This window comes from Pseudomonas sp. ADAK2 (genome assembly GCF_012935755.1).
Lineage (GTDB): Bacteria > Pseudomonadota > Gammaproteobacteria > Pseudomonadales > Pseudomonadaceae > Aquipseudomonas.
The window spans coordinates 3,816,171-3,836,385 of the sequence record NZ_CP052862.1 but is presented as its reverse complement, the minus strand read 5'-3'; the positions used below and the strand labels follow the sequence as shown (position 1 = coordinate 3,836,385).

General features: G+C 59.7%; 18 protein-coding genes. 16 read left to right on the top strand and 2 right to left on the bottom strand.

All coding sequences use genetic code 11. The features are described 5' to 3' along the window. Positions 1–29 precede the first annotated feature (29 nt). The gene (locus tag HKK52_RS17710; RefSeq protein ID WP_169371891.1) at positions 30–1,196 is read left to right on the top strand and encodes a sterol desaturase family protein; all 1,167 of its coding nucleotides are present in this window, start codon (positions 30–32) and stop codon (positions 1,194–1,196) included. Positions 1,197–1,921: 725 nt separating this feature from the next. Continuing rightward, positions 1,922–2,191, top strand: coding sequence for a hypothetical protein (locus HKK52_RS17705; RefSeq protein WP_123402443.1), 270 nt, complete (start codon positions 1,922–1,924; stop codon positions 2,189–2,191). 92 nt (positions 2,192–2,283) lie between these two features. On the opposite strand, the gene rsgA is transcribed toward HKK52_RS17705, so the two are convergent. Then, complete coding sequence (gene rsgA, locus HKK52_RS17700; protein WP_169371890.1) at positions 2,284–3,315, bottom strand: small ribosomal subunit biogenesis GTPase RsgA; 1,032 nt, start codon at positions 3,313–3,315, stop codon at positions 2,284–2,286. 107 nt (positions 3,316–3,422) lie between these two features. On the opposite strand from rsgA, the gene orn reads away from it, so the two are divergent. The 3 genes from orn to HKK52_RS17685 all read left to right on the top strand — a co-directional run bounded on the left by orn (position 3,423) and on the right by HKK52_RS17685 (position 6,000). Next, a complete protein-coding gene (gene orn / locus HKK52_RS17695; protein WP_123510830.1) occupies positions 3,423–3,965 on the top strand; it encodes an oligoribonuclease in 543 nt (180 codons plus the stop codon). Positions 3,966–4,153: 188 nt separating this feature from the next. Beyond that, positions 4,154–4,765, top strand: a complete 612-nt coding sequence (locus HKK52_RS17690) for a trimeric intracellular cation channel family protein (protein ID WP_133839442.1) — start codon at positions 4,154–4,156, stop codon at positions 4,763–4,765. 170 nt (positions 4,766–4,935) lie between these two features. Continuing rightward, positions 4,936–6,000: a Fic family protein gene (locus HKK52_RS17685; protein WP_169371889.1), complete on the top strand. Its 1,065-nt coding sequence runs from the start codon at positions 4,936–4,938 to the stop codon at positions 5,998–6,000. 18 nt (positions 6,001–6,018) lie between these two features. Here the strand turns inward: HKK52_RS17685 and queG are convergent, their stop codons facing one another. After that, a complete protein-coding gene (gene queG / locus HKK52_RS17680) occupies positions 6,019–7,107 on the bottom strand; it encodes a tRNA epoxyqueuosine(34) reductase QueG (protein WP_169371888.1) in 1,089 nt (362 codons plus the stop codon). A 63-nt stretch (positions 7,108–7,170) separates the two neighbouring features. Between queG and HKK52_RS17675 the strand changes: the two genes are divergently transcribed. The 11 genes from HKK52_RS17675 to HKK52_RS17625 all read left to right on the top strand — a co-directional run bounded on the left by HKK52_RS17675 (position 7,171) and on the right by HKK52_RS17625 (position 20,092). Beyond that, entirely contained in the window at positions 7,171–8,670 is a 1,500-nt protein-coding gene (locus HKK52_RS17675; protein ID WP_169371887.1) for an NAD(P)H-hydrate dehydratase, read from the top strand. Beyond that, entirely contained in the window at positions 8,658–9,128 is a 471-nt protein-coding gene (gene tsaE / locus HKK52_RS17670) for a tRNA (adenosine(37)-N6)-threonylcarbamoyltransferase complex ATPase subunit type 1 TsaE (RefSeq protein WP_169371886.1), read from the top strand. The genes HKK52_RS17675 and tsaE overlap by 13 nt, the downstream gene beginning before the upstream one ends. Further along, the gene (locus HKK52_RS17665; RefSeq protein ID WP_169371885.1) at positions 9,129–10,559 is read left to right on the top strand and encodes an N-acetylmuramoyl-L-alanine amidase; all 1,431 of its coding nucleotides are present in this window, start codon (positions 9,129–9,131) and stop codon (positions 10,557–10,559) included. It begins immediately after the preceding gene. After that, entirely contained in the window at positions 10,556–12,466 is a 1,911-nt protein-coding gene (gene mutL / locus HKK52_RS17660) for a DNA mismatch repair endonuclease MutL (RefSeq protein ID WP_169371884.1), read from the top strand. The genes HKK52_RS17665 and mutL overlap by 4 nt, the downstream gene beginning before the upstream one ends. Then, entirely contained in the window at positions 12,466–13,437 is a 972-nt protein-coding gene (gene miaA / locus HKK52_RS17655; RefSeq protein ID WP_169371883.1) for a tRNA (adenosine(37)-N6)-dimethylallyltransferase MiaA, read from the top strand. The genes mutL and miaA overlap by 1 nt, the downstream gene beginning before the upstream one ends. 93 nt (positions 13,438–13,530) lie before the next feature. After that, entirely contained in the window at positions 13,531–13,791 is a 261-nt protein-coding gene (hfq, locus tag HKK52_RS17650) for an RNA chaperone Hfq (RefSeq protein ID WP_007902656.1), read from the top strand. Positions 13,792–13,803: 12 nt separating this feature from the next. Next, a complete protein-coding gene (hflX, locus tag HKK52_RS17645; protein ID WP_169371882.1) occupies positions 13,804–15,105 on the top strand; it encodes a ribosome rescue GTPase HflX in 1,302 nt (433 codons plus the stop codon). Positions 15,106–15,201: 96 nt separating this feature from the next. Next, positions 15,202–16,374, top strand: coding sequence for an FtsH protease activity modulator HflK (gene hflK / locus HKK52_RS17640; RefSeq protein WP_169371881.1), 1,173 nt, complete (start codon positions 15,202–15,204; stop codon positions 16,372–16,374). Beyond that, positions 16,374–17,243, top strand: coding sequence for a protease modulator HflC (gene hflC, locus HKK52_RS17635; protein WP_169371880.1), 870 nt, complete (start codon positions 16,374–16,376; stop codon positions 17,241–17,243). Before hflK ends, hflC begins: the two co-directional genes overlap by 1 nt. Before the next feature lie 314 nt (positions 17,244–17,557). Then, positions 17,558–18,745 (top strand): ATP phosphoribosyltransferase regulatory subunit, encoded by a 1,188-nt coding sequence (locus HKK52_RS17630; protein WP_169371879.1) that lies wholly within the window; start codon positions 17,558–17,560, stop codon positions 18,743–18,745. Positions 18,746–18,799: 54 nt separating this feature from the next. Next, on the top strand, positions 18,800–20,092 hold the full coding sequence (locus tag HKK52_RS17625; RefSeq protein ID WP_010464193.1) for an adenylosuccinate synthase: 1,293 nt from the start codon (positions 18,800–18,802) through the stop codon (positions 20,090–20,092). Positions 20,093–20,215 lie beyond the last annotated feature (123 nt).

Genomic DNA, 20,215 nt, shown 5'->3' with positions numbered 1-20,215 from the left:
CGTTTTTTTAGAATCAGGGAAGATCAGAGATGGAAAGACTCAAAGCCTATTTCCAGCGACACGGCAATGCACCCTTCAAATTCGGTGAAGGCCGGGTCAGTGGCTACATCTCGGCCACGCTCGGTCTGTTGAGCCTGCTGGCAGTATTCTGCTTCCTGTTCCCCGAATGGCTGACCACCGCCGAACTGCGCAAGGTCTACGACGAGCAGTTCGCGCGCACCACGCTGCTGCTCGGGCTGGTGTTGTCCTTCAGCCTCGGCTCCCTGAATATCCTGCTCAACAAGCGCAAGCGCCTGGGGATCACCGGGTTGGTGGCCTCGGGTTTGGCGGTGTTCCTCGGCGGCACCAATGTGCAGATCAGCTCGATCGGGCAGACCCCTTACTCGCTGGGGCTGGACTGGTTCGTCCTGGCCCTGCTGGTGTCGGCCATCGTCTTTATCCCCCTGGAAAAACTCTATTCCAAGGACCCCGAGCAAAACATCCTGCGCCCGCACTGGCGAACCGACCTGACCTACTTTTTCGTCAGCCACATGCTGGTGCAGTTCATCCTGATCTTCATCACCGCCTCGTCGAGCTATGTGGCGGGTTGGGCGATGTCTGAGAGTCTGCAAGCCAGCGTGCAAAGCCTGCCGCTTGTCGTGCAGTTCTTCCTCGCCGTGCTGGTGGCCGACCTGGGTCAGTACTGGCTGCATCGCCTCTATCATGTGGTGCCGTGGCTGTGGCGCATCCACGCGGTGCATCATTCGAGCACGCACATGGACTGGCTCGCCGGTTCGCGCGTGCACTTCATTGAGATTCTGCTGACCCGTACCGGCGTGCTGGTGCCTCTGATGCTGCTGGGCTTCGCGCCACAGGCGTTGAACGCTTATGTGATTCTGGTCGGCGTTCAGGCTGTGTTGGCCCATGCCAATGTGCGGATCAATGGTGGCTGGCTGAACTATGTGATGGTGTTGCCGCGTTATCACCACTGGCATCACGCCCGGCACAAGGATTACATCTACAAGAATTACGCGATTCACACGCCTTTGGTGGACATGCTGTTTGGTACGTTCAAGTTGCCGCCGAAAGAGTGGCCGGTGCGCTACGGGGTGTTTGGCAAGGAGTTGCCGGGTGGGATTGTGCGTCAGCATCTTTATCCGTTTCAGAAGCCTGAGCCGAAGGTTGTTGCGCCGAAGCCGCCAGCGGCGGTTTCCTGAGTTAGCAATCAAGCCGACAGTGATGCCGGCTTTTTTGTGCCTGGTGTCATTTCATTATCAGCAGGGGCACGATGCCTGTAGGAGCGAGGCTTGTCCGCGCAGACTTTGTGTCTGGCGACGTGGTTTTTGAGGGTGGTGTACATATCCATTCCTGCGGTAACGGCCGCTTATGGTTTCGCTCTTACAGCGAGTCACTTTCGAAAAGCGCGAAAGTAACCAAAGCGCTTTTGCCCCTGTCGTTCGGTGCCTCGCTGTGGCTCGGCATGCCCTCGCTCCGGTCCTGCTCCGTGGGCCCGCCGCCATCGGCCATCCATGGCCGGGGGCGGCTAACCCGGCATCCATGCCGGATTGCCCACTGCGTAGAACCTCCGCTCGGCCTCTCGAGGGGGCGTGCATTGCACCGCGAGGCGGCCTGATAGCCGACCTGGCTCGGTCGCGTGCGTTCTCCTGATCCATTTTCAGCGTGGGCACGATCCCTGTAGGAGCGAGGCTTGCCCGCGAAGACGGCCTAATAGCCGACCTTATTGTCGGTGGGGCGCGTTTTCCTGTTGGATGCGGTTTGCTGGCGAGATGAGTGGTTGTAGGAACGGTCTGAAATTGCGTTCCGGGGTTCTCAGTCGTGTGAACATCTGCCTATAGTTTCGCCCGTTGCTGCCAGTGCGGTGACCGATCTTAGCCGGTCGAAATTCAGATGCCCCTCTCGACAGTCAACGGAGTTTTGACCCATGGCTAAGTACCACCCGCTCCAAGGCAATTTCAGCGTCGGCCCGACGCTGTACATCGACACCGAAGCCAAAGTCTCTGACCTCCTCGAAACCGCCACCCACCGAATCAAAGCTGCCCGCAATCTGCTCAACAGCGTCACCTGCCTGTGCGTCAAAGACGCTGAAGGTCACGATCTGGAGCATTTTGCCAATGCTGCGCATATGTTGATTCAGGATGGCTGTGACGCCTTGGATGCGTTGGGTTGGAAGCTGGAAAAAGCAGTGCTTTGAAAACCAGAAAGCCGCGAGATGATCGCGGCTTTTTAGTGTTTGCTGGAAACGGCTGATCATTTTCGTGGCATCACGAAAATGATCATGGCTACTTAGTAACTAGTTTCCGGCAAACTCGCGATGATCGAGCGATAGCTATTCATCCGTTGCTGCTGCACGCGGCCTTCTTCCAGCGCCTTGAGCAACGCACAACCTGGTTCACGATCATGTTTGCAGTCGCGGAAGCGGCAAGTACCGATCAAGTCGTTGAACTCGATGAAACCGGCTTCGACGTCGGCGCGGCTGACGTGGCCGAGGCCGAATTCGCGGATGCCTGGGGAGTCGATCAGTTCACCGCCGCCGGGGAAGTGGAACAACCGCGCGGTGGTGGTGGTGTGGGTGCCCTGGCCGGACAGTTCCGACAGCGGGCCGACGCGGGTTTCGACTTCCGGCAGCAGGCTGTTGACCAGCGAGGACTTGCCGACGCCGGACTGGCCGACGAAGACGCTGATGCGCCCGTCCAGTTGTTCCTGCAGTTGCTCCATGCCGTTGCCGTGGTGCGCCGAGACTTCCAGCACCGGGTAACCGAGCGTGCGGTACACCGCCAGCAAGGCATTCAGCGCCGGGGCGTTCTGTTCGTCGATCAGGTCGAATTTGTTGAGCAGCAGCAGCGGACGAATCCCGGCGTGCTCAGCGGCGACCAGATAACGGTCGATCAGGTTGGCGTGGGGCTCGGGCAGCGGGGCGAAGACGATGACGATCATGTCGACGTTGGCCGCTACGGGTTTGAGCTGGCCACGGCTGTCCGGGCGGCAGAGTTCGGTTTTACGCGGCAGTTGCGCCACGATCACACCGATGCCCTGGTTGCCGGCACGCCAGACCACCTGATCGCCGGTCACCAGCGCTGGCAGGTTGGCGCGCAAGTGACAACGGAACACTTCGCCGGCCAGTTCGCCTTCAAGGGCTTCGACTTCGACCTGCACACCGAAGTGCGCGATCACCAGGCCGGTCTGTTCCGGACCCAGATCGCCGCCCTCAAGTGCCTCGACAGCCGAGGACTCGCGTTTGGCGGCGCGGGCAGCGCGCTCGCCCTGAATCTTTTCGATGCGCCAGTTTTGACGACGATTGAGTTGGCGTTTGGCCATGGGTGTTCCGTATCAAGAATGCAGCGATTAGGTAAAACGGCCGCGAGTTTAGCACGCCCGGCCGGTTGCCTAGGCTAAACTGCGCAGCATTGCCTAGGAGCCGACACATGCAAAACCCGCAGAATCTGATCTGGATCGACCTGGAAATGACCGGTCTGAACCCTGATACCGACGTCATCATCGAGATGGCGACCATTGTCACCGACAGTGACCTGAACACCTTGGCCGAAGGCCCGGTGATCGCGATCCACCACAGCGACGCGATTCTCGCCGGCATGGACGAGTGGAACACCCGTCAACACGGCGGCTCGGGCCTGACCCAGCGGGTGCGCGACAGCCGCATCAGCATGGCCGAAGCCGAAGCCGAGACCATCGCCTTCCTGGAAAAATGGGTGCCGAAGGGCAAGTCACCGATCTGTGGCAACAGTATCTGTCAGGACCGTCGCTTCCTTTATACGCACATGAAAGCCCTGGAAAGCTATTTCCACTACCGCAACCTCGACGTGTCGACCCTCAAAGAGCTGGCCGCACGCTGGGCGCCGGACGTGCGCGACAGCTTCCAGAAGGGCAGCACGCACCTGGCGCTGGACGATATCCGCGAATCGATTGCTGAGTTGCAGCACTACCGCAAGCATTTCATCAAGTTCTGATCCTGGGGGGCCTGTGCTGGCGCCATCGCGGGCAAGCCTTGCTCCTACAGGTACGGGGTCGCTCTGCTTTTGTAGGAGCGAGGCTTGCCCGCGAAGCAGGCGACTCGGTCTTCCTGTGTGATCGCCCCCTTTTGGTGCCGCCGCGAAATGGCTAGACTGCGCGCCTTCCTGCCAGGACCGCCGCCGCCATGTTGCTGATGCTCTACCTGATCGCCATTACCGCCGAAGCCATGACCGGTGCCCTGTCTGCCGGCCGTCGCGGCATGGACTGGTTTGGCGTGGTGCTGATCGCCTGCGTCACAGCGTTGGGCGGCGGTTCGGTGCGTGACGTGCTGCTCGGCCACTACCCGCTGACCTGGGTCAAACACCCGGAATACCTGATCCTGACCTCGGTCGCCGCGATGTTCACGGTATTCGCCGCGCGCTGGATGCGGCATCTGCGCTCGCTGTTCCTGGTGCTCGACGCCGTGGGGCTGGTGGCATTCACATTGATCGGCTGCATGACCGCGCTGGAAATGGGCCACGGCATGTTGGTGGCGTCGGTCAGCGGTGTGATCACCGGGGTATTCGGCGGCATCCTCCGAGATATCTTCTGCAACGACATCCCGCTGATCTTCCGTCGCGAGCTCTACGCCAGCGTTTCGTTCGCGGCGGCGTGGTGCTACATGCTTTGCATCTATCTGGAATTACCGGGCGAGCAGGCGATATTGATCACCTTGTTCGGCGGGTTTTTGCTGCGGTTGCTGGCGATCCGGTTTCATTGGGAAATGCCGAAGTTCGTCTACAACGACGAAGCCTGATTTCAGCTAAGCGCTAATGTTCTCTGGATAGGCGCAAGGTAGAAATATTCTGCATAAGAAGTCGGATGGTTTGCTAGGTGTAAATGGGGTAAAAAGGCCTTAAACAGGGTAATCCATTGCTGTATTACCCTATTAATAATTTATTACCCTATTTAGCAGATAAGCTACCTATGCAATCACTCACCCCTGATTTCCTCTCGAAGCTACGCTACAACGGATCGCAGGTCGCAACACTGCGGGCTCTTGGAGAATATCGAGGAAAACAGCAATTATTCCTTGCTCAATCTCCAGAGGTTCTCAATGACCTGAAGCAGTTGGCTGTCATCGAGTCCACTGAGTCATCAAACCGGCTTGAAGGTGTTGTCGTGACGCCTGCTCGGTTGAAATCTCTAGTCGTCAAAAATGCTGAACCTAAAAGTCGCTCCGAGCAAGAAATTGCAGGTTATCGAGACGCGCTTTCTTTGATTCATGAAGCAGCAGAGGGGATGCCAATTTCCGAAGGTGTCATTCGACAGTTGCACAGCATGCTTTACCGCTATCTGCCACAGGATGGAGGGGAGTGGAAAGCAACGAACAACGACATCATTGAACGTCATCCTGATGGCAGCTCACGCATTCGCTTCCGGCCTGTCGCGGCGCATCTGACACCTATTGCGATGGTCGAGATGGTTACTCAATATCGCAAAGCCTTGGATCAGAATCAGGCGGACCCTCTGGTCTTGGTTCCTCTCGTCATTCTGGACTTTCTTTGTATCCACCCTTTCTCGGACGGTAATGGTCGCGTGGCCCGTCTGCTCACATTGCTGCTGCTTTATCAGTTTGATTATCGAGTTGGACGTTTTATCAGCCTTGAGCGGATCTTCGAGGACTCAAAAGAAAGTTATTACGAAACGCTTGAGGTCAGCTCCCAAGGTTGGCATGAAGGCCTGCATAATGTTCAGCCATGGCTCGACTATTTCTGGGGCGCGCTGCTTCGGGCTTATAAGGAGTTTGAGGTCCGTGTAGGCACGATTGAAAAACGCCACGGAGGAAAAAGTGATCGAGTACGTGTGGAGGCGCTGAAGCGCTTTTTGCCTTTTTCAATTACCGAACTTGAAGAGGCATGCCCTGGCGTGAGTCGCGATACGGTGCGTATGGTTTTGCGTTCATTGAAGGCTGAAGGACTCATTCAGTCGACAGGAAAGGGGCGCAATGCCAAGTGGATAAAGTCATCTGGTGTTGATCTACGTACGTGAACCGATTTAGTGGCCCCGTTAAAAGGGAGATACAGCGTTGTCAGCGCGTTGTTCGTGTTGCTTCAGTGCCCATTCGACGTGTTCACGCACCAGTTCCGACGGATATTCCCTGCGCGCCTTCAACGCCTCCAGCACCGGGATACTCGACGGCGCATTCCCCAACCCCACCGCCAGATTGCGCAACCAGCGCTCATAACCGGCGCGGCGCAGCGGTGAACCCTCGGTACTGCTGAGAAACTTGTCTTCATCCCACATGAACAACTCGGCCAACTCGGCATTGTCCAGATTGTGCCGAGGCTTGAAGTCGCTTTCTCCGGATGGACGGGCGAAGCGGTTCCACGGGCAGACGATCTGGCAATCATCGCAGCCGAACACTCGATTGCCGATCAACGGTCGCAAGTCTTCGGGAATCGCGCTTTTCAGTTCGATAGTCAGGTAGGAAATGCAGCGCCGGGCATCCAGCACATACGGGCCGACGAAGGCGTTGGTCGGGCAAATATCCAGGCACGCGGTGCAGCGGCCGCAATGTTCGGTGCTGTGGGGCGGGTCTTCCGGCAGCGGCAGGTCGACAAACAGTTCGCTGAGGAAGAAATAACTGCCGGCCTTGCGATTCAAGACCAGGGTGTTTTTGCCGATCCAGCCAAGGCCAGCCTTCTCGGCGATGGCTTTTTCCAGTACCGGAGCGCTGTCAACGAAAGCGCGGTAGCCGAAGGGGCCAATGACCGACTGGATTTTTTCTGCGAGTTGCTGCACGCGTTTACGGATCAATTTGTGGTAATCGCGGCCCAAGGCATAACGGGAGACGTAGGCTTTTTCCGGTTGGGCCAGTAATTGCGCCATTTGCGTGTCGCCGGGCAGGTAGTCCATGCGCAGCGACACTACACGCAAAGTACCCGGCACCAGTTCTTCCGGGTGCGAGCGTTTGCTGCCGTGGGCACCCATGTACTCCATTTCGCCGTGGTAGCCGGCGGCGAGCCAGCGCTCCAGGTGCTGCTCATGCTCGGCGAGGTCCAGGCCGCTGATGCCGACTTGCTGGAAGCCCAGCTCGCGGCCCCAGTCCTTGATGGATTGGGCGAGGGCGGGCAGGTCTGTAGTAATAGCGGGCATGAGACGAGAGAAACCGGAGCTGAGGTGCGTATAATTCTGCCAGACATCGGAGCCCGAAGACGCATGCCGCACACTAAAGATGATTTACCCGACGCGCTGTACAGCGCCGCGCAAGTGCGAGGGCTCGATGCGAGCCTGATCGCGGCCGGCACACCGGGCTTCGAATTGATGCAGCGGGCGGCGCGTGCAATGTGGCGGGCGCTGGTCCGGCAGTGGCCGACAGCTAACGAATTGACGGTGCTGGCTGGCCATGGCAATAACGCTGGCGACGGTTATCTCGTGGCGGTGCTGGCCCAGCGTGCCGGCTGGCAAGTGCGGGTGCTGGCGGTCGGTGATCCCCAGCGTTTGCGGGGTGACGCGGCGTTGGCCCATACCGAAGCCGTGTCCGAAAAAGTCTCGATTGAAGCCTGGACTGCTAATACCGAGTTGCGCGGCATCGTTCTGGACGCCTTGCTCGGCACCGGCCTGACCGGTGAAGTGCGCGAGCCTTACGCCAGCGCTATCGCCGCGATCAATGCCAGTGGCTTGCCGGTCGCAGCGGTGGATATTCCGTCGGGGCTGAGTGCCGATACCGGTCGTCTGCTTGGTGCGGCCGTTCGGGCGGATCTGACTGTGACGTTTATCGGTTTGAAGCTGGGACTGTTCACCGGTGATGCGGCGGATGTGGTTGGTGAACTGGTGTTCAACGATCTGCACGCCGATCCGCAGGTGCTTGAAAACGCCGCGATCAGTGCTCGCCGTCTGACGGCCGGTAACTTGCCACGCCTGGCGGCTCGCCCTCCGACCTCTCATAAAGGCAAATTCGGCCACGTCCTGTTGATCGGTGGTGATCGCGGATTTGGCGGCGCGATCCTGCTCAGTGCGCAAAGTGCGCTGCGCAGCGGTGCCGGCATGGTGTCCGTGGCGACGCGCAGCGAACACGTTCCGGCCGCGCTGGCGAGAATCCCCGAAGCCATGGTGCTGGGCGCGTCGTCGGCCAATCAGTTGATGGGCTTGCTGGAAAAAGTGTCGGTGCTGGTGGTCGGGCCGGGACTCGGTCAGGCCGGTTGGGGGCGTAGTCTGCTGTCCGTGGCGGCCAACGCACCGCTGCCGCAAGTCTGGGACGCCGACGCCTTGAACATGCTGGCCGAGGAACAGGTGAAATTACCCGCCGATTGCATCATCACCCCGCATCCCGGCGAAGCGGCGCGTTTGCTCGGTATCAGCACCGCCGAAGTGCAGGCCGACCGTCCCGCCGCCGCTCACGCTTTGAGCAAAAAATACACAGCGGTAGTTATTCTGAAAGGCGCCGGCAGCCTGGTCGCCAGCCCCGATGGGCGTCTGGCGGTGTGTCATCAGGGCCATCCGGCGATGGCCACCGCGGGATTGGGCGATGTACTGGCCGGTCTGGTCGGCGCCTTGCTCGCCCAAGGCATGAACGCATTCGACGCCGCGTGCCTGGCGGTCTGGCTTCATGCCAATGCCGGCGCGCAACAAGGTAAATCGGGCCGTGGGCTGGCGGCCAGTGATCTGATCCCGGCCATTCGTCAGTTGTTGGAGGAGCAAGCACCGTGTCTGAAGTAACCCTGTACCTGGCTGATGAAGAGGCGATGACCGCATTCGGTGCTCGCATAGCAAAAACCACCCAAGGGCACGGTCTGATTTTTCTCGAAGGGGATCTGGGCGCGGGCAAAACCACGCTGTCCCGGGGCATCATCCGGGGCCTTGGGCATGTGGGTTCGGTAAAAAGTCCGACCTTCACCCTGGTCGAACCCTACGAGATCGGCGACATCCGCGCCTTCCATTTCGACCTCTATCGACTGGTCGATCCGGAAGAACTGGAATACCTCGGCATCCGCGATTACTTCGATGACGATGCGATGTGTTTGATCGAATGGCCCCAGAAGGGTGCAGGCTTTTTGCCAAAGCCCGACCTGACCATTACCATTAGCCCGCAAGACAGCGGGCGTTCGCTGAAAATTTTGTCCCAAGGCTCGCGCGGCGAGTCCTGGTGTGCCGCTTTGGCATTGGAAACCAATTAAATGATGGGGTCAGGTATGCGCTTTCGCGCGATGGTAGCTGCCGTAGGGTTGTTGTTTTTGGCGGTGACCGTCGACGCTGTGGCCGAATCGAAGGTCAACAGCGTTCGCCTGTGGCGAGCTCCGGATAACACTCGGCTAGTATTCGACCTCACGGGGCCGGTGCAGCACAGTGTCTTCACCCTGACTTCGCCGGATCGGCTGGTCATCGACATCAACGGCGCGTCCCTCGGTGCGCCGCTCAACGTCAACACCTCCAACACCCCGATTACCGCCATGCGTTCGGCCCAGCGCACGCCGACCGACCTGCGGGTGGTCATCGACCTGAAAAAAGCCGTCACGCCGAAAAGCTTCACCCTGGCGCCGAATGCCCAGTACGGCAATCGCCTGGTGGTCGATCTGTTCGATAGCGCCGAAGCTGCCGCCCCTATTCCGCCGGCGCCGACCAACGTCGCGACCGTGGCCCCGGTGCCGGTTACTCCGATCGATCCTCCAGTGAAACTGCCGCCTGCTCCGGCGGGCAAGCGCGACATTATTGTGGTGATCGATGCCGGTCACGGCGGCGAAGACCCAGGCGCCTCAGGCTCGCGCGGTCAGCATGAGAAAGACGTGGTCCTGGCCATTGCCCGTGAATTACAACGTCAGGTCAACGGCATGAAAGGCTTCCGCGCCGAACTGACCCGCACCGGCGACTACTTCATCCCGCTGCGAGGCCGTACTGAAATCGCCCGCAAGAAAGGCGCCGACCTGTTCGTCTCGATCCACGCCGACGCCGCGCCCTCTGCGGCTGCTTTCGGTGCCTCGGTGTTCGCCTTGTCTGATCGCGGTGCCACTTCGGAGACCGCCCGTTGGCTGGCCGACAGCGAAAACCGTTCCGACTTGATCGGCGGTGCTGGCAGCGTCAGCCTCGACGACAAGGACCGCATGCTCGCGGGCGTGTTGCTCGACCTGTCGATGACCGCGTCCCTGACGTCCAGCTTGAACGTCGGCCAAAAAGTCCTTAGCAACATCAGCCGCGTCACGCCGTTGCACAAACAACGGGTGGAGCAGGCCGGATTCATGGTGCTGAAATCGCCGGACATCCCATCGATCCTGGTGGAAACCGGCTTTATCTCCAACGCCAATGAAGCGAACAAGTTGTCTGGCGCGAGCCACCAGCAGGCACTCGCGCGTTCCATCAGCGCCGGTGTGCGTCAGTTCTTCCAGCAGAACCCGCCACCGGGCACCTACATTGCCTGGCTGCGCGATTCCGGGAAGATTGTCCAGGGCCCGCGTGACCATCGCGTCAGCCCGGGCGAAACGCTGGCGATGATTGCCGTGCGTTACCAGGTGTCCCCGGCGACCCTGCGCAGCGCCAACAACCTGAAAAGCGATGAGCTGAAAATCGGTCAGACCCTGACCATTCCCGGCACTGAACTGGCGGCCAAAGAATGAACCAGGCGCTGACCCATACCGCTCGTATCGAGCTGCTCAGCCCACGCCTGGCGAACCAGATTGCCGCCGGTGAGGTGGTTGAGCGTCCTGCATCGGTGATCAAGGAGTTGCTGGAAAACAGCCTCGACTCCGGCGCCAAGCGTATTGATGTCGACGTGGAGCAGGGCGGCGTCAAGCTGCTGCGGGTGCGCGACGATGGCAGCGGCATTTCCGCCGATGACCTGCCGCTGGCCCTGGCGCGACACGCCACCAGCAAGATTCGCAACCTTGAAGACCTCGAGCAGGTGATGAGCCTCGGGTTTCGCGGTGAGGCCCTGGCGTCGATCAGCTCCGTGGCGCGCCTGACCCTGACGTCTCGCACCAAAGAGGCCGATCAGGCGTGGCAAGTCGAAACCGAAGGCCGGGACATGGCGCCCCGCGTGCAACCGGCGGCTCACCCGGTCGGTACCTCGGTGGAAGTGCGCGATTTGTTCTTCAACACCCCGGCCCGGCGCAAGTTTCTCAAGACCGAAAAAACCGAATTCGATCACCTGCAAGAAGTGATCAAGCGCTTGGCCCTGGCGCGCTTCGACGTGGCGTTCCATTTGCGCCACAACGGCAAGACCATCCTCAGCCTGCACGAAGCCCATGACGACGCGGCCCGCGCCCGGCGTGTGGCGGCGATCTGCGGTTCGGGCTTCCTGGAGCAGGCGCTGCCGATCGAAATCGAGCGCAACGGCCTGCATTTGTGGGGTTGGGTTGGCTTGCCGACGTTCAACCGCAGCCAGGCTGACTTGCAGTACTTCTTTGTGAATGGCCGTGCGGTGCGCGACAAACTGGTGGCCCACGCAGTGCGCCAGGCGTATCGCGACGTGCTGTTCAATGGCCGGCATCCGACCTTCGTGCTGTTTTTCGAAGTCGATCCGGCGGGCGTCGACGTCAACGTGCACCCGACCAAACACGAAGTGCGTTTCCGCGACGGGCGCATGGTCCACGATTTCCTCTACGGCACCTTGCACCGCGCCTTGGGCGATGTGCGGCCGGAAGACCATCTGGCGGCACCCGTGGCGACCGCCATCGTTCGACCTTCCGGCATCGATGCCGGCGAGTTCGGTCCGCAGGGTGAAATGCGCCTCGCGGCCAATGCCTTGCTGGAACAGCCTCAGGCGCAGCCGACCTTTAATACGGCGGCAGGCTCGGGCGCTGGCGCCGGTTATCAGTATCAGTACACGCCAAAACCGCAATCCGGGGTGCCGGTGGCGGAAGCCCAAGCGGCGTATCGCGAGTTTTTCGCGCCATTGCCCGAGGCTAACGCGGTCGCGTTGCCGGCCGGGCAGGACGACATTCCGCCATTGGGTTACGCGCTGGCGCAGCTCAAAGGCATCTATATCCTTTCGGAAAACGCCCAAGGCCTGGTGCTGGTGGACATGCACGCCGCTCACGAGCGGATCATGTACGAACGCCTGAAGATCGCCATGGCCAGCGAAGGCCTGAGCGGCCAGCCGCTGCTGGTGCCGGAATCCCTGGCGGTGAGCCAGCGCGAAGCCGATTGCGCCGAAGAGAACGTCGCGTGGTTCCAGCGCCTGGGTTTTGAATTGCAGCGTCTAGGCCCGGAAACCCTGGCGATCCGCCAGATCCCGGCGTTGCTCAAGCAGGCGGAAGCCAATCGCCTGGTCAGTGACGTATTGGCGGATCTGATGGAGTACGGCACCAGCGACCGGATCCAGGCGCACCTCAACGAACTGCTCGGCACCATGGCCTGCCACGGCGCGATCCGTGCCAATCGGCGCCTGGCAATCCCGGAAATGAACGGCCTGCTGCGGGACATGGAAAACACCGAACGCAGCGGTCAATGCAACCATGGCCGGCCGACCTGGACCCAATTGGGCCTGGACGACCTGGACAAACTGTTCTTGCGCGGTCGTTGATGAGCCAGCTCCCTCCAGCGATTTTCCTGATGGGCCCGACCGCTGCGGGCAAGACCGACCTGGCCATCGAACTGACCAAAGTCCTGCCGTGCGAGCTGATCAGTGTCGATTCGGCGCTGGTCTATCGTGGCATGGACATCGGCACTGCCAAGCCTTCCAAAGAGATACTGGCTGAGTTTCCGCACCGCTTGATCGATATTCTCGACCCGGCGGAGAGCTATTCGGCTGCGGATTTCCGTCGAGATGCTCTCGAGGCGATGGCCGAGATCACTTCGCGGGGAAAAATTCCGCTGCTTGTAGGCGGCACGATGCTCTACTACAAGGCTTTGGTCGAAGGACTGGCAGAAATGCCGGCGGCCGATCCCGAGGTTCGCGCGCAAATCGAAGAAGAGGCTGCACGCCTTGGCTGGCAAGCCCTGCACGAACAATTGGCGGTAATTGATCCGGTCTCGGCGGCGCGAATTCACCCGAACGATCCCCAGCGCCTCAGTCGAGCGCTGGAAGTTTATCGCGTGAGCGGTCAGAGCATGACCGAGCTGCGCCTGCGACAATCTGCGCAAAGTACTGAAGCAGCCGCTTCGGGACTGCAACAATTGCCCTATACTGTCGCGAACTTGGCCATCGCTCCGGCAAATCGCCAGGTACTGCACGAGCGTATTAAACAAAGATTCACAAATATGTTGGAACAGGGATTCATCGACGAGGTCGTAGCCCTGCGTATGAGAAGTGACCTGCATTCAGGGTTGCCGTCCATACGCGCTGTAGGGTACCGACAAGTCTGGGACTACCTGGATGGCAAGCTGACGCAAGCCGAGATGCAGGAACGTGGAATCATAGCCACGCGCCAATTGGCAAAGCGCCAGTTCACCTGGCTGCGCAGTTGGGCTGATTTGCATTGGCTGGACAGCCTCGATTGCGACAATCTGCCGCGCGCCTTGAAATACCTCGGGACCATCTCCATATTGAGCTGAGTCCTTGCAATTGCCGTCTATCCTTGGGGGTGTGACGGCCCAAGCCATCTGTTTACCTATTTTTTATATTGAATCCTTAAAGGAGTGCGGCACATGTCAAAAGGGCATTCGCTACAAGACCCTTACTTGAATACTTTACGTAAAGAGAAAGTTGGGGTGTCCATCTACCTGGTCAACGGGATCAAACTGCAAGGCACGATCGAGTCTTTCGACCAGTTCGTTATCCTGCTGAAAAACACCGTTAGCCAGATGGTTTACAAGCACGCTATCTCGACAGTGGTACCGGTTCGTCCAATTCGTCTGCCTAGCGCAACCGAATCCGAAGCGGGTGACGCTGAGCCAGGTAACGCCTGATAGGAGTCTCCTTTGTTCTTTGAGCGCCACGGTGGTGGTGAACGAGTGATCCTCGTTCACTTGGATGGACAGGACCCTGAGGCGCGCGAAGATCCGCAGGAGTTTCAGGAATTGGCTAATTCGGCCGGCGCCGAGACCGTTGCGTTTTTTAACGTGCCGCGTCATCGGCCAACTGCCAAATTCCTGATTGGCAGCGGCAAGGTCGAGGAGCTGCGCGACCTGGTCCATGCCGAAGAGGCTGATCTGGTCATCTTCAATCACATCCTCACGCCCAGTCAGGAACGTAACCTCGAACGTGTTTTCGAGTGTCGCGTGATCGACCGTACCGGTCTGATTCTCGATATTTTCGCCCAACGCGCCCGTACCCATGAAGGCAAGCTCCAGGTCGAACTGGCCCAGCTTGACCACATGAGCACCCGGCTGGTTCGTGGCTGGACTCACCTTGAGCGTCAGGGTGGTGGTATCGGTATGCGTGGCCCGGGTGAAACCCAGCTGGAAACCGACCGCCGTTTGCTGCGGGTTCGCCTGCGACAGATCAAGGGCCGCCTGGAAAAAGTGCGCAGTCAGCGCGAACAGTCGCGACGCGGTCGTTCGCGTGCGGATATTCCTACCGTGTCCCTGGTGGGCTATACCAACGCCGGCAAATCCACGCTCTTCAATAACGTGACGAAATCCGACGTGTACGCGGCTGACCAATTGTTTGCCACGCTGGACCCGACCTTGCGCCGTCTGGAACTGGACGACCTGGGGCCGATTGTCCTGGCCGACACGGTGGGCTTTATCCGCCACTTGCCTCACAAACTGGTCGAGGCATTTCGGTCTACGCTCGAAGAGTCGAGCAACTCCGACCTGCTGTTGCACGTGATCGATGCGGCCGAACCGGATCGCATGTTGCAGATCGAGCAGGTGATGGTGGTGCTGGGCGAGATCGGAGCTCAGGACTTGCCGATACTCGAGGTCTATAACAAACTCGATTTGCTTGAAGGCGTTGAGCCACAAATCCAGCGTGACGAAAACGGCAAGCCCCAACGGGTCTGGCTGTCGGCGCGTGATGGCAGTGGTCTGGAATTGCTTGAGCAAGCCATTGCCGAGTTGCTGGGCGGTGATTTGTTTGTTGGCACCTTGCGCTTGCCGCAACGTTTTGCTCGACTGCGTGCGCAGTTTTTCGAACTCGGTGCGGTACAGAAAGAAGAACACGACGAAGAAGGCATCAGCCTGCTGGCCGTCCGCTTGCCTCGGGTCGAGTTGAATCGACTGGTAAGCCGCGAAGGCCTGCAACCGATGGACTTCCTCGAGCAACACACTTTGCAATAAAAGCCTGAGAAAGCGGTTGTGCCGTGGTGACAGGCATTCTGTAGCATTGGTCGGCGCGCCGTGGGTGCGTCTTTGCTTTATCAGATGGAGAGCGCTATGGCTTGGAATGAGCCGGGTGGCAACTCGAATAATCAGGATCCTTGGGGTGGCAAGCGCCGCAATAACGGCGACCGCAAGGGACCACCGGATCTCGACGAGGCCTTCCGAAAGCTGCAGGAAAGCCTGAACGGGTTGTTCGGTGGTGGTAAAAAACGCGGTGACGACGGCGGAGGTTCGGGCAAGAGTGGCGGCTTCGGCGGCCTGCTCGGCATCGGCCTGGTCGTGCTCGCTGCCGTCTGGCTGTACAGCGCGGTCTACGTGGTCGACGAGCAGGAGCAAGCCGTGGTGCTGCGCTTCGGCAAGTACTACGAAACCGTCGGCCCGGGCCTGAACATCTACTTCCCGCCGATCGATAAAAAGTACATGGAAAACGTCACGCGTGAGCGTGCCTATACCAAGCAGGGCCAGATGCTGACTGAAGACGAGAACATCGTCGAAGTGCCACTGACCGTGCAGTACAAGATCAGCAACCTGCAGGACTTCGTGCTTAACGTCGACCAGCCGGAAATCAGCCTGCAGCACGCGACTGACAGTGCCTTGCGCCATGTGGTGGGTTCCACCGACATGGACCAGGTCCTGACCGAAGGTCGTGAATTGATGGCCAGCGAAATCAAGGAGCGGCTGCAACGCTTCCTCGATACCTATCGCACCGGCATCACCGTTACCCAGGTCAACGTTCAGAGCGCAGCGGCGCCGCGTGAAGTCCAGGAAGCCTTCGATGACGTGATCCGTGCCCGTGAAGACGAGCAGCGTTCGCGCAACCAGGCTGAAACCTACGCCAACGGGGTCGTGCCGGAAGCCCGTGGTCAGGCCCAGCGCATCCTTGAAGATGCCAACGGTTACCGTGACGAGACGGTCTCGCGCGCCAAGGGTGAGGCGGATCGCTTCACCAAGCTGGTCGCCGAATACCGCAAGGCCCCTGAAGTCACCCGTGAGCGTCTGTACCTGGACACCATGCAGGAAGTCTTCACCAACACCAGCAAGGTTCTCGTGACCGGCAACAAGAATGGCCAGAGCAATCTGCTGTACTTGCCGCTGGACAAGATGATCGACAGTGGCCGCAGCACCAGCGCACCGGTAACGGGCGCGGCAGCCAGCAGCAATGAAGCGAATGCCCGTGCAGCCGCCGATCTGCAACAACAGCAAGCACGTACCAGGGAGAGTCGCTGATGAGCAATAAATCGCTGATCGCCCTTATTGTCTGCGTCGTCGTGGCGATCGCAGCCTGGAACTGCTTCTACATCGTGGGTCAGACCGAGCGTGCGGTAATGCTGCAATTCGGTCGTGTGGTCCAGACCGATGTTCAGCCGGGCCTGCATGTGAAAGTGCCTTACGTTAACCAGGTGCGCAAATTCGACGCACGCCTGATGACGCTGGATGCACCGACACAACGCTTCCTGACGCTGGAAAAGAAAGCCGTCATGGTCGATGCCTACGCCAAGTGGCGCGTCAAAGATGCCGAGCGCTTCTACACCGCGACATCCGGCCTCAAGCAGATTGCCGACGAGCGTCTGTCCCGTCGTCTGGAATCGGGTCTGCGTGACCAGTTTGGTAAGCGCACCCTGCATGAAGTGGTTTCCGGTGAGCGTGACGCGTTGATGTCGGACATCACCGCTTCGCTGAACAAGATGGCGGAAAAAGAGCTGGGCATTGAAGTTGTCGATGTTCGGGTCAAGGCCATCGACCTGCCGAAAGAAGTAAACCGCAGCGTGTTCGAACGTATGAGCACCGAGCGTGAGCGTGAAGCTCGCGAGCACCGCGCCAAGGGTAACGAGCTGGCCGAAGGCATCCGTGCCGACGCCGATCGTCAACGCCGGGTGTTGCTGGCCGAAGCCTATCGTGAATCCGAAGAGGTTCGCGGTGACGGTGACGCCCAGGCTGCTGCGATCTACTCCAAGGCCTACGGCCAGGACCAGGAGTTCTACGCGTTCTACCGTAGCCTGCGTGCCTACCGTGAAAGCTTCGCGAACAAAACCGACGTCATGGTCCTGGACCCAAGCAGCGACTTCTTCCGTTACCTGGAAAAAGCCAAGCCTTGATACCGCGTTGACCTGAATCATCCCCCGCCTGGCGGCTAAAACCTCGGGCGGGGTGATCCTTTGGGAAAACGTGTGTATGATGCGGCAGCCGGGAAATTCCCGGCTTTTTTGCGTCTGCACGTTTGATTGTGGTTTTTAGTGGGCGCCCGAGTTGAATGACTCGACAGGTTTTTCGAGGAAAGTGGTTGGCGAAGCCGATTTCAGGCTTTTCGCCACGTCGTTCATGCGCGTTGTTTGCACATGGGCCGATCATTTTCTGCTTCACTCAAGGCTCGCCCAACGGCTGGCCGCCCGGATCATAGGGGAATGGCGTAATGGCAACGGTAGACCGCTGGCTGCTGCCAGATGGCATCGAAGAAGTACTGCCACCAGAAGCGGCGCGCATTGAAGTCGCGCGTCGCCAGGTGTTGGATCTGTTCCAGAGCTGGGGTTACGAGTTTGTCGTGACTCCCCATATCGAGTACCTGGAATCCCTGCTGACCGGCGCGGGCCAGGACCTGGATCTGCGTACCTTCAAGGTCATCGACCCGCAATCGGGCCGGCAGATGGGTTTCCGTGCCGACATCACGCCGCAAGTGGCGCGCATCGATGCGCACACCCTGCGTCGCGAAGGTCCGAGCCGCCTGTGCTACGCCGGCAGCGTGCTGCATGCGCAGCCGCGGGCCTTGTCGTCTTCGCGCAGCCCGATTCAGTTGGGCGCCGAGTTGTACGGCGATGCCAGCCCGAGCAGCGACGTGGAAGTCATCAGCCTGATGCTGGCCATGCTGCAACTGGCCGATGTGCCGGACGTGCACATGGACCTCGGTCATGTTGGTATCTACCGTGGCCTGGCCCGTGCGGCCGGTTTGTCCGGTGAAACCGAACAACAATTGTTCGACGCCTTGCAACGCAAGGCCATCGACGAGGTCATTACCTTGACCGAAGGTCTGCCTGCCGAGCTGTCGGGCATGCTGCGCGCGCTGGTCGATCTGTGTGGCGGCCGTGAAGTATTGAGCGCTGCCCGTGAGCGTCTGGCCAATGCGCCGGCACCGGTACTGGCGGCGCTGGAAGACTTGCTGGCCATCGCCGATCGTCTGTCTACGCGTTTCCCGGAATTACCGCTTTACTTCGACTTGGGCGAATTGCGCGGCTACCACTACCACACCGGTGTGGTGTTCGCCGTGTTCGTGCCGGGTGTTGGCCAGTCCATTGCCCAGGGCGGTCGTTACGACGACATCGGCGCCGACTTCGGTCGTGCCCGTCCGGCAACCGGCTTCTCCACCGATTTGAAAACCCTGGTGACCCTGGGGCGTGCTGAGATCGAGTTACCGTCTGGCGGTATCTGGATGCCTGACAGTACGGATGCGGCACTCTGGCAGCAGGTTTGCCAGTTGCGCAGTGAGGGTCAGCGTGTCGTTCAGGCGTTGCCTGGGCAACCATTGGCCGCCGCCCGTGAAGCGGACTGCGACCGGCAATTGATTCAGCAGAACGGGCTTTGGCAAGTATTGCCGCTGGCTTCTTGAGTTTTCCTGCCGGCGGCTGCCGGCACCAAGTTTGCGCGAATGAGGACAAGTGTTATGGGTAAGAATGTCGTAGTCCTGGGCACCCAATGGGGTGATGAGGGCAAAGGCAAGATCGTTGATCTGCTGACCGAACATGCTGCCGCCGTAGTGCGCTACCAAGGTGGCCACAACGCGGGTCACACCCTGGTGATCGACGGCGAGAAAACCGTCTTGCACCTGATCCCGTCGGGCGTGCTGCGCGAAGGCGTGCAGTGCCTGATCGGCAACGGCGTGGTGGTTGCACCGGACGCTCTGCTGCGCGAGATCATCAAGCTGGAAGAGAAAGGCGTACCGGTGCGCGAGCGCCTGCGTATCAGCCCGTCCTGCCCGCTGATCCTGTCCTATCACGTCGCGCTGGACCAGGCACGTGAAAAGGCCCGTGGCGAGCTGAAGATCGGTACGACCGGTCGCGGCATCGGCCCGGCTTACGAAGATAAAGTTGCCCGTCGCGGCCTGCGCATCGGTGACCTGTTCCATCGTGAGCGTTTCGCCGCCAAGCTGGGCGAGTTGCTGGATTACCACAACTTCGTCCTGGTCAATTACTACAAAGAGCCAGCGATCGACTTCCAGAAGACACTCGACGAGTGCATGGAATACGCCGAGCTGCTCAAGCCGATGATGCTCGACGTCACCGCTGAGCTGCACGAGCTGCGTCGCGCTGGCAAAGACATCATGTTCGAAGGCGCCCAAGGCTCCCTGCTGGACATCGACCACGGTACCTACCCGTACGTCACCAGCTCCAACACCACCGCGGGCGGCATCGCCACCGGTTCGGGTTTCGGTCCGATGTACCTGGATTACATCCTCGGCATCACCAAGGCCTACACCACTCGCGTTGGGTCGGGCCCGTTCCCGACTGAATTGTTCGACGACGTTGGTGCCTTCCTGGCCAAGCGTGGCCACGAGTTCGGCGCTACCACCGGTCGTGCCCGTCGTTGCGGCTGGTTCGATGCCGTCATCCTGCGTCGCGCTATCGACGTCAACAGCATCTCGGGCCTGTGCCTGACCAAGCTGGACGTGCTGGACGGCCTGGAAACCATCAACATCTGTGTCGGCTACAAGAACCAGGATGGTGCAGTGATCGACGCACCGACCGACGCCGACAGCTACATCGGCCTCGAGCCAGTGTACGAAGAGATGCCAGGCTGGACCGAATCCACCGTCGGTGCCAAGACCCTGGAAGAGCTGCCGCAAGCCGCTCGCAACTACATCAAACGCGTTGAAGAGTTGGTCGGTGCGCCGATTGACATTATTTCGACGGGCCCGGACCGCAACGAAACCATCGTTCTGCGCCATCCGTTCGCTTAATAAGTCGTTGATATAAAACACAAAGGCCCCTCATTTGGGGCCTTTGTCGTATCTGTCTGTCGGACGGCACGACCTTTGCTGTGATGTTGATTAAAAGCATCGCTTCCAGTGCGCCATCAATTT